12 protein-coding genes are annotated in these 15,453 nt (G+C 67.9%); 2 read left to right on the top strand and 10 right to left on the bottom strand.

Annotated elements, in window-relative coordinates; translation table 11 throughout:
- Window positions 1-4: 4 nt before the first annotated feature.
- The 10 genes from AC1DOQ_RS10735 to AC1DOQ_RS10690 form a co-directional block, all read right to left on the bottom strand.
- A complete protein-coding gene (locus AC1DOQ_RS10735) occupies window positions 5-988 on the bottom strand; it encodes a glycoside hydrolase family 43 protein (protein WP_477363109.1) in 984 nt (327 codons plus the stop codon).
- A 6-nt stretch (window positions 989-994) separates the two neighbouring features.
- Window positions 995-3,817 (bottom strand): TonB-dependent receptor, encoded by a 2,823-nt coding sequence (locus tag AC1DOQ_RS10730; protein WP_477363106.1) that lies wholly within the window; start codon window positions 3,815-3,817, stop codon window positions 995-997.
- 85 nt (window positions 3,818-3,902) lie between these two features.
- Window positions 3,903-4,946: a LacI family DNA-binding transcriptional regulator gene (locus AC1DOQ_RS10725; protein ID WP_477363103.1), complete on the bottom strand. Its 1,044-nt coding sequence runs from the start codon at window positions 4,944-4,946 to the stop codon at window positions 3,903-3,905.
- 9 nt (window positions 4,947-4,955) lie between these two features.
- Complete coding sequence (locus tag AC1DOQ_RS10720; RefSeq protein WP_477363100.1) at window positions 4,956-6,095, bottom strand: ABC transporter ATP-binding protein; 1,140 nt, start codon at window positions 6,093-6,095, stop codon at window positions 4,956-4,958.
- Between the two features lie 29 nt (window positions 6,096-6,124).
- Window positions 6,125-6,958 (bottom strand): carbohydrate ABC transporter permease, encoded by an 834-nt coding sequence (locus AC1DOQ_RS10715; RefSeq protein WP_477363097.1) that lies wholly within the window; start codon window positions 6,956-6,958, stop codon window positions 6,125-6,127.
- Window positions 6,955-7,842, bottom strand: coding sequence for a carbohydrate ABC transporter permease (locus AC1DOQ_RS10710; RefSeq protein ID WP_477363094.1), 888 nt, complete (start codon window positions 7,840-7,842; stop codon window positions 6,955-6,957). The genes AC1DOQ_RS10715 and AC1DOQ_RS10710 overlap by 4 nt, the downstream gene beginning before the upstream one ends.
- Window positions 7,843-7,850: 8 nt before the next feature.
- The gene (locus AC1DOQ_RS10705; RefSeq protein ID WP_477363091.1) at window positions 7,851-9,275 is read right to left on the bottom strand and encodes a type 2 periplasmic-binding domain-containing protein; all 1,425 of its coding nucleotides are present in this window, start codon (window positions 9,273-9,275) and stop codon (window positions 7,851-7,853) included.
- Window positions 9,214-11,229 carry a glycoside hydrolase family 2 protein gene (locus tag AC1DOQ_RS10700; protein ID WP_477363088.1) on the bottom strand — a complete coding sequence of 672 codons (2,016 nt, stop codon included), beginning with the start codon at window positions 11,227-11,229 and terminating at the stop codon, window positions 9,214-9,216. Before AC1DOQ_RS10700 ends, AC1DOQ_RS10705 begins: the two co-directional genes overlap by 62 nt.
- A gap of 108 nt (window positions 11,230-11,337) precedes the next feature.
- Window positions 11,338-13,161 (bottom strand): family 43 glycosylhydrolase, encoded by a 1,824-nt coding sequence (locus AC1DOQ_RS10695; protein ID WP_477363085.1) that lies wholly within the window; start codon window positions 13,159-13,161, stop codon window positions 11,338-11,340.
- 132 nt (window positions 13,162-13,293) lie between these two features.
- A complete protein-coding gene (locus tag AC1DOQ_RS10690) occupies window positions 13,294-13,626 on the bottom strand; it encodes a DMT family transporter (protein WP_477363082.1) in 333 nt (110 codons plus the stop codon).
- Between the two features lie 102 nt (window positions 13,627-13,728).
- Here AC1DOQ_RS10690 and AC1DOQ_RS10685 point away from each other — a divergent pair, with 102 nt between their 5' ends.
- The gene (locus AC1DOQ_RS10685) at window positions 13,729-14,256 is read left to right on the top strand and encodes a TlpA family protein disulfide reductase (RefSeq protein ID WP_477363079.1); all 528 of its coding nucleotides are present in this window, start codon (window positions 13,729-13,731) and stop codon (window positions 14,254-14,256) included.
- A gap of 66 nt (window positions 14,257-14,322) precedes the next feature.
- Complete coding sequence (locus AC1DOQ_RS10680; protein ID WP_477363076.1) at window positions 14,323-15,447, top strand: transglutaminase-like domain-containing protein; 1,125 nt, start codon at window positions 14,323-14,325, stop codon at window positions 15,445-15,447.
- Window positions 15,448-15,453: the final 6 nt, after the last annotated feature.

Here is a 15,453-nt window from a genome sequence, read left to right as displayed (position 1 = left end):
CGCTTCAGGCCGCCGGCGCCGGCTGCTCCGTCCAGCTGGGCCCGCCGCTCACCGGCTTCCCATCGACCCAGTCGACGCGGTCGATGCACATCCGGCGCGCCGTCCGTGCCGGATCCCAGGCGTGGTAGACGATCCAGGTCTCGCTGCCGTCCGGGGATGTGGTAAAGGAATTGTGCCCCGGACCCACCAGCTCGCCGGAGGCCGGCGTGCGCATCAGCAGCGCCTCGTGGCCGCCTTCCGGACGGCGGTACGGCCCTTCGGGGTGCTTCGCGATCACATAGCTGACGCCGTAGTTCTCCTTCTCCCAGGCGCCGCCGCTGTAGAAGCAGTAATAGTGGCCGTCGTGGTACAGCACCGCCGCGCCCTCGACCGTGTGCCAGTCGAAAACCTTGCCGTAAATGGGCCTGTTCTTGCGGAACACGTGCCAGTCGTGGTGCGGGCGCACCACCGTGCGCGGCTCGCCGGCCAGGGTGCACATGTCGAGCAGGCGGTCGACCACGATGCCGGTGCCGATCCGCCCGTCGTGCGCCATCTCCAGGAAATCGACGCAATAGTACAGCCACCAGTTCCCGTCCTGGTCGCGGAAAGGGTGGGCGTCGATCGAGAAGGGCTGGTCCGGCACCAGAATCTTGCCGGCGTCGAGGAAGGGGCCGGCCGGATGGTCGGCCACCGCCACCCTCAGCTTCTGGTCGGTGCCCTCGGGCGCGTTGCCGGACGAGTAGTACATGTAGAAGCGGCCGCCGTGGCTGGCCACTTCCGGCGCCCAGAAATGGTAACCCTGCTCTGCCTCCATGCCGGCGGCCGGCACCAGGGCGTGGCCGAGCGCTTCCCAGTTCACCAGGTCGTTCGAGCGCAGCACCGGGATCTGGCGGCCGTCATCGCCGCCGGGGGCGGTGCCGTAGGCGTAATACACCCCCTCGTGCCGCAGCACGAAGGGATCGGCGAAGATGTCCGGGTAGACCGGATTCCGGTAAGTCTTCTGCATCATGTGACCTTAGAGCGAGAAACGCAGGCCCAGCCCGTAGGTGGTCGGGTTGTAGCGGATGTCGCGCGGACGGATCGGATCGTTCAGGTAGCTCTCGTACTTTTCCTTCGTGATATTGATCGCGTCAAACTGCACGGAAACGTTCTTGTTGATTGCGTAAGACAAGCTCAAGTCCACGAAAGTTGCAGCCTTCACGTAACGGTCCTGGCCGAAGCGCGGCTCGGCGATCTGCTCGACGTAGTCGCCGCGGTGGGTCGCCGTCAGGCGCCCGGTGATGCCATTGCCCTCGTACAGCAGGGCGAAGTTGTAGTTCTTCTTCGCGACCCCGATCAGCGGGGTGGTGGTGAAGGTGTTGCCGGTCGAGGACACCAGGGTCTGGTTCTCGCCCGAGATCCAGGTGTAGTTGGCCTGGGCGCCGAAGTTGCTCCACGGCGCAGGCAGGAAATCGAAGAACTTCTGGATCCCGAGTTCGGCCCCCTTCAACTTGCCGGAACCCGAATTCTGCGGCCGCGTCACGCGGTAGTTCAGGCCGCCGATGGTCTCGTTCGACTCCATGTTCTGCAGGTAGCCGTCGATGTCGCGGTGGAACAGCGCGATCTGGGCGTATCCATTTTTCTGGAAATAATATTCCAGCGTGGCGTCGATATTCTTCGACTTGGTCGGCCGCAAATTCGGGTTGCCGGCCGAGCCCGTGCCCGGCGCATTGACCGTCGGCGGGATCAGCGACAGCGCCGGGTTCAGCGAAGCGAAGTCCGGATAGGTCAGGGTCTTGCCGAAGGATAGGTGGGATTGCAGGTCCTTGCGCCAGCCGATCACGGCCGACAGGCTCGGCAGGAAGTTGTTTTCGCGCGAGGACTGGTCGATCGGGCTGATCACGTCGCCGATGCGGCTGTTGCCCACCAGGCTGCGGGTAATGTGGGCGTAACGCCCGCCGACGGTGCCGCTGACGTCGATGTCGCCCATCTTGGTCTGCCAGCGTCCCTGCAGGTAGAGGGTCGTGTTGTTCTCGTTCTGGCTGAAGGCGCGGGTCGGGTCTTCCGCCACGCGGCCGGGGGCGGCGCCGTAGAAGGCGCGCACGGCGTCGGCCTGGTCGATCAGGAAGTCGTGCGAGGGCGTGACCCAGGGACCGCCGAGGCGGTCCAGGCCCGGCACGAGGGTCTCGAAGGACGGACCGAAGGCGCCGATCGGGCTGGCGCGGGTGGGTCCGCCGATGTCGCTGTGGCCTTCGGCGCCCTTGAAGCCGGCGCGCCGCTGCGACAGGCGGATGCCGCTGTCGATGCTGCTGAAGAAGCCGTCGCCCAGGCGGTAGCTGCTGTCCAGCCGCCACTGCGACTGCTCGCCGGTCGAGATGCCCCAGTTCTGCACCATCCCGCGCAGCACGAACTGGCTCGGATCGCGCAGCGCCTGGCTGCTGGTCGGGGTGGTGACCATGTTGTAGCCGCCGTGGCCGTCGCGGCCATACGTGTAGACGTCGATGCTGGCGCCCGGGATCTGCTGGTCGACGATCACGGTATCGTTCACGAAGGTCGACTTGGTCCAGGCGTAGTTCGATGCCAGCTTCCAGGGGCCGTCCTTGTACTGCACGCCGAGGTTCAGGTAATGGGTGACCGTGTGCTCCTTCACGCCCCAGGTCGAGGTGGCGGTGTAGGGATCCCAGTCGTAGGGGCCGCCGAACCGGGCGGCGCCGGCATGGGCCGACTGGATCGGGCAGATCGAGCCGTTCGGGGTATTGCAATAGCTGCCTTCGGGCGCCATCACGACATTCGTCAGGCGCGGGGTCCAGGTGACGATGCCGAGGATGTAGTCGACGGCGCTGCGGGCGCGGTAGCCGGTGCCGAGGTACTGGGCGCTGGCTTCCATCTGCGGGCTGATCTTCCACTGCAGGGCGCCGTGGATGCTGCCGCGGTCGCGGTTGCCCTGGTTGTAGATGCCGCCGACGTTGGGCAGCTCGCCCAGGCGGTCGCCGGGTTTCAGCGGCGCGATCGGCTGGTCGTCGTTCAGGCGCACCGCGGTGCCGTCCGGGCTGACCGAGAAGATGCGGTCGGGACGGTCGACCCACTGCACCGGATAGCCCCAGTGTTCGCGGTTGAACTGGACGTCGAACAGCGCACCGATCTCGCCGTAGCTGGTGTTCCAGCGGTTGCTGACCGCGAAGCCGCCGTTGGGATTGTTCTTGTCGCTGGTGGCGCTGGAGCCGTTCACCTTCTGGCGCCGGTCTTCGATGAAGGCGGTGGCGTTGAAGCCCTTGACGTCGAAGGGCGAACGCAGGCGCACGTTGACGGCGCCGGCGATGCCGCCTTCGAGCTGGTTGGCGGTGGCGCTCTTGTACACGTCCAGGCCGCCGATCGACTGCACCGGCAGGTCCTGGTATTGGAGTCTGCGGCCGTTGCCGGTGAAGATCTGGTTGCCGTCCAGGGTCGTGACCACGTCCGGCAGGCCGCGGATGATGACGCTGCTGGTCTCGCCGCGGTCGCGGCCCACCTGCACGCCGGCGATGCGCTGCAGGGCGTCGCCGGTGGCGCGGTCGGGAAACTTGCCGATATCCTCGGCGTTGATGGAGTCGACCACCTGGTCCGAATTCCGCTTGATCGCCTCGGCGCTGCGGATACTGCTGCGCAGGCCGGTCACCTGCACCTGGACGATCTGGCCGGGCTGGGTCGGTGCCGCCGGGCTGGCCTGGTCCTGAGCCTGGGGCTGGGAGGCCGGGTCCTGCAGGGTGGCCTGGTCGGGCTGCGAAGGCGGGGTGCCGGCGCCGCTCTGGGCGCAGGCCGCCGCGTGGGCGATCAGGGCGAGGACGGCCACGCACACGGGCCGAAGCTGGAATGTGGTCATGCGAGTCTCCTGAAAATATTAGTAATAATACTTAGCAGGAAGCTAACGCAAAACCGGGCGCGGCGGCGCGCGCTTGGGACCGCTTCTAGGAGGCCGGCGGCGCCACCGATTCGCGGCTCACCAGAGGGCACTCCCTCTGGAAAACCTCGTTGGAAACCTTGCCACCACGCGTCAGCGCGATCAGGGTCTCGGCCGCCCAACGGCCCATTTCGTAGTTTGGCAACAACACTGTGCTCAGCGGCGGGTGGGTATAGCGGGCCAGGTCCTGGTCGTCGTAGCCGACCACGGACAGTTCGCGCGGCACCGCCAGCTTGCGTTCGCGGGCCGCGTCCAGGGCGCCCAGCGCCATCAGGTCGTTGGCGCAGAACAGCGCGCTGGGGCGGTCGGGGCCGTCGAGCAGGGACAGCGCATGCGCATAGCCGCTCTCCACCTGCCAGTCGCCTTCGCGCACCAGCGCCGGATCGAAGGGGATGCCGGCATCGAGCAGCGCATGGCGGTAGCCCTTCAGGCGGTCGGCGGCGGCCTCGATCCAGCCTTCGCCGTTGATGAAGCCGATGCGGCGGTGGCCGGCTGCGACCAGGTGCATGGTGGCGCTGTAGCCGCCCTGCTGCTCTGCCGGCACCACCGCCGGGTGGCGGCGCTCGCGCTCGTGGCAGTTGAGCAGCACGGCCGGCACGCCGTCCAGCGCCGCCGGCAGGCTCACCGCGCGCGTGAAAATGGTGGCGTAGATCACGCCCAGCAGGGCCGGATGGTCGAGCATGCGGGCCAGCACCGCCCGCTCGCGTTCGGGGTCGCCCCGCGTGGCGAAAACGGCGACCAGGCAGTCCTGGTCCCAGGCGCCGTCCTTGGCGCCATCCATGGTCTGCATCGCATGCGGGCTGGTGGCCAGCTCGTCGGCCAGGTAGACGATCAGGTTCGGCGCCTGGGCCGGGCGGTTGTCGTGCCGGCCCTGGTGGCGCTCCAGCGGGTAGCCGAGTTCGCGGGCGATCCTCAGCACGGTCTCGCGGGTGGCGCGCGAGACCTTGGCCCCGCTCAGGTGGTTGATCACCAGCGAGACGGTCGATTGCGAGACGCCGGCCAGCTTGGCGATGTCGGTCATGGTCGGCCGGCCGCGCACCGCCTTCGTCATGGCGCGCCCCTAGCCCACCGTGGCTGCCGCCGGCACGCCGCGGCTGCGCGCCGCCATCGCCGCGCCGTCGGCACCGAACAGATAGGCGTGGGCCGGGTCGAAAGCCAGCAGCACATGGCTGCCGAGCGCCGGCAGCACCTGGCCGCCATTGCACTTCACCGCCACCATCTCCGCCACGCCCACGACCTGCACATAGGCCAGCATGACGTCGCCCAGGTATTCGACCAGGCCTACCGTGCCCGGGATGCCCTCCGCGCCGGCGCCGCCTTCGGCCCGCTGCAGGCGCAGGTGCTCGGGCCGCACGCCCAGGGTCACTTTGGCGCCCACCGGCGCCTCGGCGGCATCGGCGGCGACCTCGACCTCGGCGCCGCCCGCCAGCCGCACCACGGCGATCGCGCCCCGCTCGCCCACCAGGCTGGCGTCCAGGAAGTTCATGCGCGGCGAGCCCAGGAAGCCCGCCACGAACAGGTTGGCCGGCCGCTCGTACAGCTCGTACGGCGTGCCGACCTGCTCGATGCGGCCGCCGTTGAAGACCACGATCTTTTGCCCCAGGGTCATGGCCTCGACCTGGTCGTGGGTCACGTAGATCATGGTGGTGGCCAGTTCGCGGTGCATGCGCGCCAGCTCGACCCTGGTCTGGGCGCGCAGGGCGGCGTCCAGGTTCGACAGCGGTTCGTCGAACAGGAAGACCTCGGGCTTGCGCACGATGGCGCGGCCGATCGCCACGCGCTGGCGCTGGCCGCCGGACAGGGCTTTCGGCTTCCTGTCGAGCAGGTGGCCAATCTGCAGGATCTCGGCGGCGCGCTCGACCCGTTCGCGGATCTCGTCCTTCGGGACCTTGGCCAGCTTGAGGGCAAAGCCCATGTTCTCGGCCACCGTCATGTGCGGGTACAGCGCATAGCTCTGGAAGACCATGGCGATGCCGCGCCGCGACGGGTCGACGTCGTTGCTGCGCACCCCGCCGATCTCGAGTTCGCCGTCGCTCACGTCCTCCAGCCCGGCGATGATGCGCAGCAGGGTCGACTTGCCGCAGCCGGACGGGCCGACGAAGACGACGAATTCGCCGTCCCCGATGTCCAGGTCGATGCCCTTGATGACGGGATTGTCCCCATAGTCCTTCCTGATGCCGCGCAGCCTTACCGATGCCATACCCTCTCCTCTTCTTGTTCTTCGTTCCATCAGCCTTTCAGGCCGCTCGCCGCCAGGAAGCCCTGCGTGACCCGGCGCTGGAAAGCGATATAGGCCAGCGCCACCGGCATCGCGCCCAGCAGCGCCGCCGCCATCAGCTGGGCGTAGCGGACCCCGAAGGCGTCGTAGGTCTGGGTCAACCCGAGCGGAATCGTCATCATGTCGTTCGAGGTGACGATGATGAAGGGCCACAGGAAGTTGTTCCAGGCGGCAATGAAGGTCACGATCGCCATCGCCCACACGATATTCCCCGAGATCGGCAGGTAGACGCTCCACAATACGCGCAGCGGGCCGGCGCCGTCCATCGTCGCGGCTTCGCGGAAGTCGGCCGGGATCTCGTCGAAGAACCGCTTGAACACATAGATCACCACCGGCGACACCACCTGCGGCAGCACGATGCCGGCATAGGTGTTGATCAGGCCGAGCTGGTTCATGGTGCGGAACAGCGGCACCAGCAGCGCTTCAAAAGGTAGCAGGAACGCCAGCATGGCGACCCCGAACAGGACGCTGCGCCCGCGGAAGCGCAGCTGCGAGAAAGCATAGGCCGCCATCAGGCTGATCGCCATGGTGACGACGGTGACCAGCAGCGCCACCAGGAAGCTGTTGAACAGCCAGCGCACCACGTTGCCGGCGCCGAGGGTCCTGGCGAAGGCGTCCAGGGTCCAGGTCTGCGGCAGCCAGTGGAAGTCGGCGGACACGGTCTCGAGCTCGGGGCGCAAGGCCGTCGACAGCGCCCACAGCAGGGGCGCCGCCCACAGCGCGGCCAGCAGCACGGCGGCGAGCACGCCGACGATGGTCCAGCCCACATTCGAACGTCCGTTCATGCTTCCCTCCTCGCCAGCCAGCGTACGATGCCGGCCTGCAGTATCGACAGCAGGATCACGATCGTCACGAAGGCCATCGCGATGGCCGCCGCATAGCCGGCGTCGCTCTGGGTGAATGCCGTTTCGTACATGTAGTGCAAGGTGACCCGGGTCGTGTTGAAGGGGCCGCCGGAGGTCAGGATATAGGTCTGGCCGAACACCTTCAGCGAGGCGATGATCTGCAGGATCAGCGCGGTAGTCGCCACCGGGCGCAGCGCCGGCCAGGTGATCGAGCGGAACAGGGTGAAGCCGCGGGCGCCGTCCAGCGCCGCCGCCTCGTAGAGGTCGGCCGGGATGTTGCGCAGGCCGGCCAGGAACAGCAGCATATTGAAGCCGACCGTCCACCAGACCGTGCCGATGGCCACCGCCGGCAGCGCCCAGTAGGGATCCGCCAGCCAGGGACGCTGGCCGCCGAGGATGTGGTTGATCACGCCGGACGATGGCTGCAGCATCCAGTCCGCGATCAGGGTCATCACCGAGATCGGCAGCACGAAGGGCAGGAAGAACACGCCCTGCAGCCAGGCTTGGGCCTTGACGAAACGGTTGACCAGCAGCGCCATCACCAGCCCGAGCACCGTCAGCGGGATCACGGTCAGCAGGGCAAAATAAAAGGTGTTCAGCACCGAATCCCAGAACGAGGGATCGTTCAGCAGGGTGTGGTAGTTGTCCAGGCCGATGAAGGCATTGGTGCGGGTCAGGCTGCTCTCGGTAAGGCTCATCCAGAAGGTGATGCCGGCCGGGATCAGGAAAAACAGCAGGAAAGCGATCACGAAGGGCGCCAGCAGCAGCGTCGCCGGCAGGCCCTCGCGGCGCGCGCTTCCCAGGACGAAGTCGTTCGGTTTCATCGATCTCCTCAGTAGCGTGGCGGCTGCTTGCGGATCAGGCGCGCGCCTTCCTGTTCGAAGCGCTTGATGGCCTGGGCCGGGGTCATGTAACCGTACAGTGCCGCCGGCAGGAACTTGGAGGCGATCGCTTCCAGCGGCCCCGCCGCGCCCATGTACCAGCCGTCCGGATCGTAGACCACGTTATGCGCCGCCTCCGCATACTGGGCGTTCGGCTGCAGCGCCAGCGCCTCCGGCGACTCCGCCACCGAACGGTAGGCCGGGATGTGACCGCCTTCGGCCCAGCCGAGGGAATGCTTGCCGACGTAGGCGACGAAGCGCAGCACCGCGTTCACTTTGGCCTTCGACGCCGGATTGCCGGCGTTCGCGGGAATGGCGAAGGCGTGGGAATCGGCCCAGGTACTGGCGTTCGAATACATCTTCGGCAGCGGGACGATGCCGTAGTCGAAGCCCAGCGTACCCGCCTTGGTGGCGCGCACCAGTTCCGGCACTTCCCACACGCCGTTCAGCATGAAGGTGGCGCTGCCGCCCATGAACTGGCTGGTGGAGGCCGGGTAATCGAGGCCGGCCTGGGCATAGCCCTTGCGGAACCAGCCGCTGATGCGGGCCAGGGTGGCTTCGCCGGCCGGGCCGTAGCTGTACTGGCCGTTGCGGACGATCGCGATGTTCTGCTGGGCCAGCATCGCCAGCCACAGGCGCCAGATGGCGAACGAGCTCTGGCTGCTCTCCATGGTGAGCCCGCGGCGGCCGGTACGCTCGGTGGCGACGCGGAAGGCATCGGTGAGCGCATCGGCGCCCTCGATGGGCTTGAGATTGCCGTCGGCGTCCAGCAGGCCGGCCTGGCCGGCGAGCTTCTTGTTGTAGTAGAGGACCAGCGGGTGCACGTCCAGCGGCACCGCCCAGGTCTTGCCCTGCCAGCGCGCCTTCTCCCACTGGCGCGGCAGGTAGTCGCCGCCCTTCAGGCCGACCTCGGCCAGCTCGGCGTCGGAGATCGGCCGCAGCACGCCGCCGCCGGCCAGGTTGACCAGGCGTGACAAATGAATCGTGGCCAGGTCCGGCCCGGCGCCGACCACCGAGGAGGTGATCAGCTTCGTATAAAACGGTTCGCCCCATTTCAGGGTCGTGCTCACCACGCGCACCTCGCGCTGGCTGGCGTTGAAGTCGTCGACCAGGGCCCGCATGCGGGCGCCGTCGCCCCCGCTCAGCAGGGTCCACATCCTGACTTCGACCTGCGCCCACGCCGGCGCCGGCCCGGCGGCCAGCGTCACCAGCAGCGCGACGGCGGCGGCGAGGCTCCAGCCTCGTCTCGCCACGTCATCTCCATTCGTCTCGTTGTTCTTGTCCGGAGCGCCGTCGGCCTGCCTCGCCTGCCCTTCAGGCGACCCGGCGTCGCGGCCGCGCTCCCGCGCCGCCACGGCTCCGGCGCTCGAACCCACCGGCTCCCGCCGGCGGCGTCGCCGGCGGATCGTCCGGGCCAGGGTTGTTCGTCCCGGCACCGACAGGCTGGCGTTCGCCCGGATAGGCTATCACTTCTGCAATTTCTCCGACGCGCGTCCATTCTATAGGGAAATCCGGTCCACGCCGAGCCAGCCAGCGTTTCGCGTGCCCGAGGGGATCGAGGTACCAGTCGTGCAGGTGGGCGTCGGGCCCGCGCGTGGCCGCCGCCAGCGCGTCCACCGGCGCCTTCGGCACCCTGTCCTCGGTCAGCAGGCCGTTCTTTTCGAGGAAGGTATCGGTCAGCTGGGTGTAGCAGAAGCCGGACAGCGGGCGGCAGGCGTGGATCGCCGACATCAGGAGCTGGTAGCGCGCCAGCAGCTCCTTGCCGTCCTTCGCCACCGAATAGCCCCAGCCCGGCTCCTCGCTGTTCTTCATGACGGCGATCCCGCCGAATTCGGACAGGAAGAGCGGCTTGCCGACCCCGGTAAAGCCGTCGATGACGAGGCGCCGGCGGTCCGGCTGCACGTGCTGCAGGGTGTAGGCGACGGCGTCGCGGCTGCCGTAGCGCTCGACCAGCACCTTCGGATCCTGCTCGTAGTCGTGCACGCAGACCAGGTCGCCGCAAGGCATCTCCCAGCCGTCGTTGCCGACCACGGGACGGGTGCCGTCCAGCGCCCGGGTCATATGGTAGAGCGCACGCACGAAGTCGACCTGGCGGCGGTCGTTCATCAGCTCCGGCACGCCCCAGGATTCGTTGGTCGGCACCCAGGCCACGATGCAGGGATGGGAGATGTCGCGCTCGACCAGTTCCTTCCACTCCTCCATCACGCCGTGCACGGTGGCGCTGGAGAAACCGTAGGCCGAGGGCATCTCGCCCCACACGCACAGGCCCAGCACGTCGCACCAGTAGAGCCAGCGCGGGTCTTCGGACTTCTGGTGCTTGCGCACGCCGTTGAACCCCAGCCGCTTGATCAGCAGGACGTCGTGGCGCAGCTGGTCGCTGGAAGCCACCATCAGGCTGTCCGGCCAGTAGCCCTGGTCGAGCACCATGCGCAGGAAATACGGACGGCTGTTGAGGACGAAGCGGTCGCCCTCGACGCTCACCGTGCGCAGTGCCGTATAGCTTTGCACGCTGTCGATCAGGTTGCCGTCGGCCGAGCGGATCTCGATCTCGGCATCGATCAGCTGCGGGCTTTCCGGGCTCCACATCCACAGCGCGCGGGCATCGTCGATGCCGGGGTCGGGCAGCTGGAAGATGCGCGACAGGCGCGGCCCGGTCAGCAGGCAGCGGTCGGCCACCAGCAGCTTGTCGCCGAGGCGCAGGGTGACGTTGGCGATGCCGCCCTCGGGCACGTGGGCGATGTCGGCATCGAGGCGGATCTGCCAGGAGGCGACGTCGGCAATCCAGCGCAGCTGGCTCACGTGGGCGCGCGGCACCTTCTCGATCCATACGGTGCGCCAGATACCGCTGGTGCGCGGATACCAGATCTTGTGCGGCTCCGGCTCCCAGTCCATCTTGCCGCGCGCCTTGTGCATGTCCTGCGGGTCGTCCTCGGCCTGCACCACGACCTCGAGCAGCGAACCGTCGAGGTGGCGGCTGACGTCGATCGAGAACGGGCTGTGGCCGCCGCGGTGCTCGACCGCAAAGCGACCGTTCACCCACACCCTGGCGCGGTAGTTGACGGCACCGAAGTGCAGCATCAGGCGCTCGTCGCGCGACGGCGTCATCGACGGATCGAGCTGGATCTGGCGCTTGTACCAGACCCGGCGCCGGTAGCTGCGGTCGTGGACGCCGCTGGCACGGGCCTCGGGCGGATACGGCACCACGATGGTGCGGTCCCAGTTCGCTTCGGAAGGGTCGGCGCAGGCGGCCATATCGTCGAGCATGGCCTGCCATGGGCCATCCAGGCTGCGCCAGGTGGCGCGTCGCAATTGGGGGCGGGGGTATTCCACGATGAACTCCTGGTCTTCGGTGTTCTTATGAAGCCTATTTAATGACCCGCCGTCCATGAAAGCAAGCGCTTTCGAACTCCGTTACAAACGGTTGCACGCCCTGTATTTTTAAGGCGACAGGCTGCCGACGGCGACCCGCACGAAGGTGGCGTGCCGTCCGGCGCCGCCCATCGCGACGAGCCCCAGGCGGGCGCCCTTGCCGAGGCGGTGCGTCCACGTTCCGCCGCCGACCCAGCTACGCCCGTCCTGGCTCGAATACGCCATATAACGTTCCTGCCCCCCTGTGCGGTGGACATCGAGACGCAACCACGTGGTGGGGCCCGGCGTGCCGGCCAGGGTATTCCCGTAGCGCGGCTGGTACTGCTCGACGGGGGCGACTTCCTTCGCGAACTCGACCTGGCGCAGCCCTTCGCGCGCCATCTCGACCAGCTTGACGTAGTTGTCGTCGTCGCGCATGACCACGAAGCCGGCCTGCACCGCGGTGGCGCAGCAGTCTTCGGGCGCGTCCAGGCGGATCTCCGCCTCGACGCGGTAGTCGCCATCCGGCAGCGCCGCCTGCAGCACGCTGGCGGTATTGCGGTCGACATAGAGGTCGGCGTCCTGGGTCGCCATCGTCAAGCCTTCGGCGCCAAGCGACCAGCCGCCATCGGCACGCGGGCGCAGCCAGTGCCAGCGCGGGTTCAGGGTCTTGCCGCGGAACTCGTCCTGCCACAGCGGGCGCACGCGCGGCGCCGCCTGTACGGCCAGCGGATGCGATTCGGCGCGCGCGCCCTCGAGCACGATCGGGGCCGCCATCGCCTGGTCGCTCGGCGCCAGCCCGCCGCCCGCCACCGGCCAGCCGCCGACCCAGTCGATACGGTCGAGCAGCGCGAGGCGCCGGGTAAGCTTGTCCTTCGCGCTGAAGAAAGGCTCGTTGACGTCGATGCCATGGTAGATGGTCCACCACTGGCCGGCGGCGTCCGTGAACACGGTGTTGTGGCCGACCCCGACCCAGCGGTTGCCGTTCTGGAGCAGCAGCGGCGTACCGCCCGCGCGGCCGTTCGCCATGTCGTTGCCGTAGCGGTCGAGGAAGGGCCCCTCCGGCGTGCGTGCGCGGCCGGTGAAGACGGCGTAGCCGGTCAGCGGACCGTTGCAGCAGTCGGTGCTTGATGCGAACAGATACCACCAGCCGTCGTGGCGCTTGACCTCGGCGCCCTCGTAGCGGCCCGGCGCGCCGACCATCGTGGCTTGCCCTTCGGCGCGCAGGCCGTCGTCGCTCAGCCGCGTCACGAAGATACCGCCGCCATAGCTGCCGTAGTAGAGGTATTTGCGGCCTCCGTCCTCGATCACCTTGGGATCGAAGGTCCAGTGGAAGTTGCAACCCGGTCCGGCTCGGCGCGGCATGACCACCGGCGTGGTGCTGGCCTTCCACGGACCGGTGGGCGAATCCGCGGTCGCCACCCCGATCGCGCTGTCGTTCCCGCAGCCCTTCTCGGGACTGTGCGCATCGACCACGTCGGTGACGGTGAAGTAGAGGTAGTAGCGCCCGTTCAGGTATTCCGGCTCCGGCGCCCACAGGCCGGAGGTCGGCGCGGCCAGTCCGGCCGGACGGTCGGAAAAGGCATCGGCGACGAAATCCCAGTGCACCAGGTCGGTGGAGCGGTAGATCGGAATCATGCGGAAGTGCCAGCCGCCGTCCTTGCCCTGCGGGTCGCGCTCGCGCTTGCTGACCGGGTCGCTGGTGCAGTACAGATACCAGGTGGGGGCCTTGGCGCGCGGGTCGCGCAGCACGGCGGGGTCGGCGCAGTTCTGGGCCGGCTCGCCGCTGGCCAGGCGTACGGTCAGGGGATTGTGGTACGCACGGGTGGCGGGAGCGGAGTCGGCGGCGGCCAGCAGGGGCAGGGCGAGCAGCAATGTAAGCAATTGCGCGGACAGGGAACGGATGTGGGGCATGGCGTCTCCTTGGTTTTTGCCGGAGAGAATACCGCAGCGAGTGACGGGCTGTTGCACGTTTGAAAATAGCCGCTAGCACATGCACCGCCGTCGCCTCCGCCTTCGCGGGGACGGCGTGTATCTGCCGCAGGCCTAGTGCCCAGCCGTCTTCGAAAACAAGTTCATCACCAGCACCCCAGCCACGATCAAGCCCATCCCCACCAGCGCCGCGGCATCCAGCCGCTGCCCGTACAGCACCCACCCCGCCAGCGCAATCAGCACGATCCCGACCCCCGACCACACGGCATACGCCACCCCCAGCGGTATTGAACGCAAGGTCAGCGCCAGCATATAGAAGGCAATGCCGTAGCCCAGCACCACCAGCGCCGACGGCAGCACGCGGGTGAAGCCGGCGCTGGCTTTCAGGGCCGTGGTGGCCACGGTTTCGGCAAGGATGGCGATCGCCAGGAAGACCCAGTTATTCATCTTGACACCATATTCATGAGCGAAAGCGCGATTATCGGTGCAGAACCCGGCAGGCGCCAGTCTGGTATCATGACGCCCTTTCCCCCAGCCGTAGCGACGCCGATGCAGACCAGGACCATCCGCCGTTTCCTCGCGGTTGCAGCGTGCCTGCTGGCCGGCACCGCAGCAGCAACAGCAGCCGCCGCCGATGCCGTGTTGAAGCCCTGGCCGGGAAAGCAGGCGACGCCAGCCCTGCGCCTGAGCGACCTGCAGGGCAAGGAATGGGTACTGAGCCAGTTGCGCGGCAAGGTGGTGGTGGTGAATTTCTGGGCCAGCTGGTGCGGTCCCTGCGTGGACGAGCTGCCGGTGCTGAATGCGCTGGCGCGCCGGGATCCCGACCAGGTGGCCGTGGTCGGCGTCAATTACAAGGAGCCGCTCGACACCATCGAGCGCTTCTCCGGCGCCCATCCCTTCGCCTACCCGGTGCTGCGCGACCGCGCCGGCGACATGTTCCGGCAATGGACCGCCGGCGTGATGCCGACCACCATCCTGGTCGACCGCCGGGGACGCGCGCGCTGGCGCAGCGTGGGCGAGATCGGGGCCGGCGATACCCGCCTGAAGGCGGCGATCGACGCCCTCGTGGCCGAATGAAGAACTTGAATAACAACGAATAATCAACCACGACCAGCAACGACATCCAGACAGGAAGACTCGACCATGAAAGACAGCAAACCGACCAACCGCCGACACCTGCTCAAGGCCGCCACCGGCGTCCTGCTGGCCGGCGCCCTGCCGCGCACCCTGCTGGCGCAGACCGCCGCCGCCGAACCCGAGCGCCACTTCGACCCGCGTCCGGGCGACTGGAAGAGCTACGAAGTCGTGACCCGCGTGAACCTGCAGCGCGCCTCCGGCCCGTCGACGGTCTGGATTCCCCTGCCCTCGGTCGACACCGACTGGCAGCGCACGCTGTCGAACAACTGGTCGGGCAACGCCAAGAGCATGAAGGTCGGCACCGACCCGCACTATGGCGCCCGCTTCCTGGTGGCCGAGTTCGACGGCTCCGCAGCGCCGGTGCTGGAAGTGGTCTCGCGCGTCCAGACCCGCGACCGCGCGGAAAACTGGAAAACCCGCACCCCGGGCGCCGAGTCCGCGGAAGACCTGAAGCTGTGGCTGCGCCCGACCGACCTGATGCCGCTGGACGGCATCGTCAAGAAGACCGCGCTGCAGATCACCTCGGGCGCGAAGACCGATGAAGACAAGGTCCAGCGCATCTACGACTGGATCGTGCTGAACACCTTCCGCGAGCCGAAAGTGCGCGGCTGCGGCACCGGCGACATCAAGACCATGCTGGAGACCGGCAATTTCGGCGGCAAGTGCGCCGACCTGAACGGCCTGTTCGTCGGCCTGTGCCGCGCCGCCGGCGTACCGGCGCGCGACGTCTACGGCATCCGCATTGCCCCGAGCGCCTTCGGCTACCGCGAACTGGGCGGCAAGCCGGCGTCCCTGCAGGGCGCCCAGCACTGCCGCGCCGAGGTTTACCTGAAGCAGCACGGCTGGGTCGCCATGGATCCGGCCGACGTCGCCAAGGTCATGCGCCAGGAAACCCCGAACTGGATCAAGGATCCGGACCACCCGCTGGTCGCCCCGGTCCGCCAGGCCCTGTTCGGCGGCTGGGAAGGCAACTGGATGGGCTACAACTTCGCCCACGACGTGCGCCTGCCTGGCTCGAGCGCAGGCAAGGTCGGCTTCCTGATGTACCCGCAGGCCGAAAGCCGCGGCGAGGCCTACGACTCGCTGGCGCCGGACAGCTTCGCGTACACCATCACCGCGCGCGCCATCTGACCGCGA

Source organism: Massilia sp. 01N417 (assembly GCF_056399645.1).
The sequence above is the reverse complement of the archived record's forward strand: the minus strand, read 5'-3'. Positions and strand labels throughout refer to the sequence as shown.

Excerpts from the sequence above, each read along its gene's own strand:
- AC1DOQ_RS10735 (WP_477363109.1), bottom strand. The coding sequence starts at position 988 with ATGATGCAGAAGACTTACCGGAATCCGGTCTACCCGGACATCTTCGCC.
- AC1DOQ_RS10730 (WP_477363106.1), bottom strand. The coding sequence starts at position 3,817 with ATGACCACATTCCAGCTTCGGCCCGTGTGCGTGGCCGTCCTCGCCCTG.
- AC1DOQ_RS10725 (WP_477363103.1), bottom strand. The coding sequence starts at position 4,946 with ATGACGAAGGCGGTGCGCGGCCGGCCGACCATGACCGACATCGCCAAG.
- AC1DOQ_RS10720 (WP_477363100.1), bottom strand. The coding sequence starts at position 6,095 with ATGGCATCGGTAAGGCTGCGCGGCATCAGGAAGGACTATGGGGACAAT.
- AC1DOQ_RS10715 (WP_477363097.1), bottom strand. The coding sequence starts at position 6,958 with ATGAACGGACGTTCGAATGTGGGCTGGACCATCGTCGGCGTGCTCGCC.
- AC1DOQ_RS10710 (WP_477363094.1), bottom strand. The coding sequence starts at position 7,842 with ATGAAACCGAACGACTTCGTCCTGGGAAGCGCGCGCCGCGAGGGCCTG.
- AC1DOQ_RS10695 (WP_477363085.1), bottom strand. The coding sequence starts at position 13,161 with ATGCCCCACATCCGTTCCCTGTCCGCGCAATTGCTTACATTGCTGCTC.
- AC1DOQ_RS10690 (WP_477363082.1), bottom strand. The coding sequence starts at position 13,626 with ATGAATAACTGGGTCTTCCTGGCGATCGCCATCCTTGCCGAAACCGTG.
- AC1DOQ_RS10685 (WP_477363079.1), top strand. The coding sequence starts at position 13,729 with ATGCAGACCAGGACCATCCGCCGTTTCCTCGCGGTTGCAGCGTGCCTG.
- AC1DOQ_RS10680 (WP_477363076.1), top strand. The coding sequence starts at position 14,323 with ATGAAAGACAGCAAACCGACCAACCGCCGACACCTGCTCAAGGCCGCC.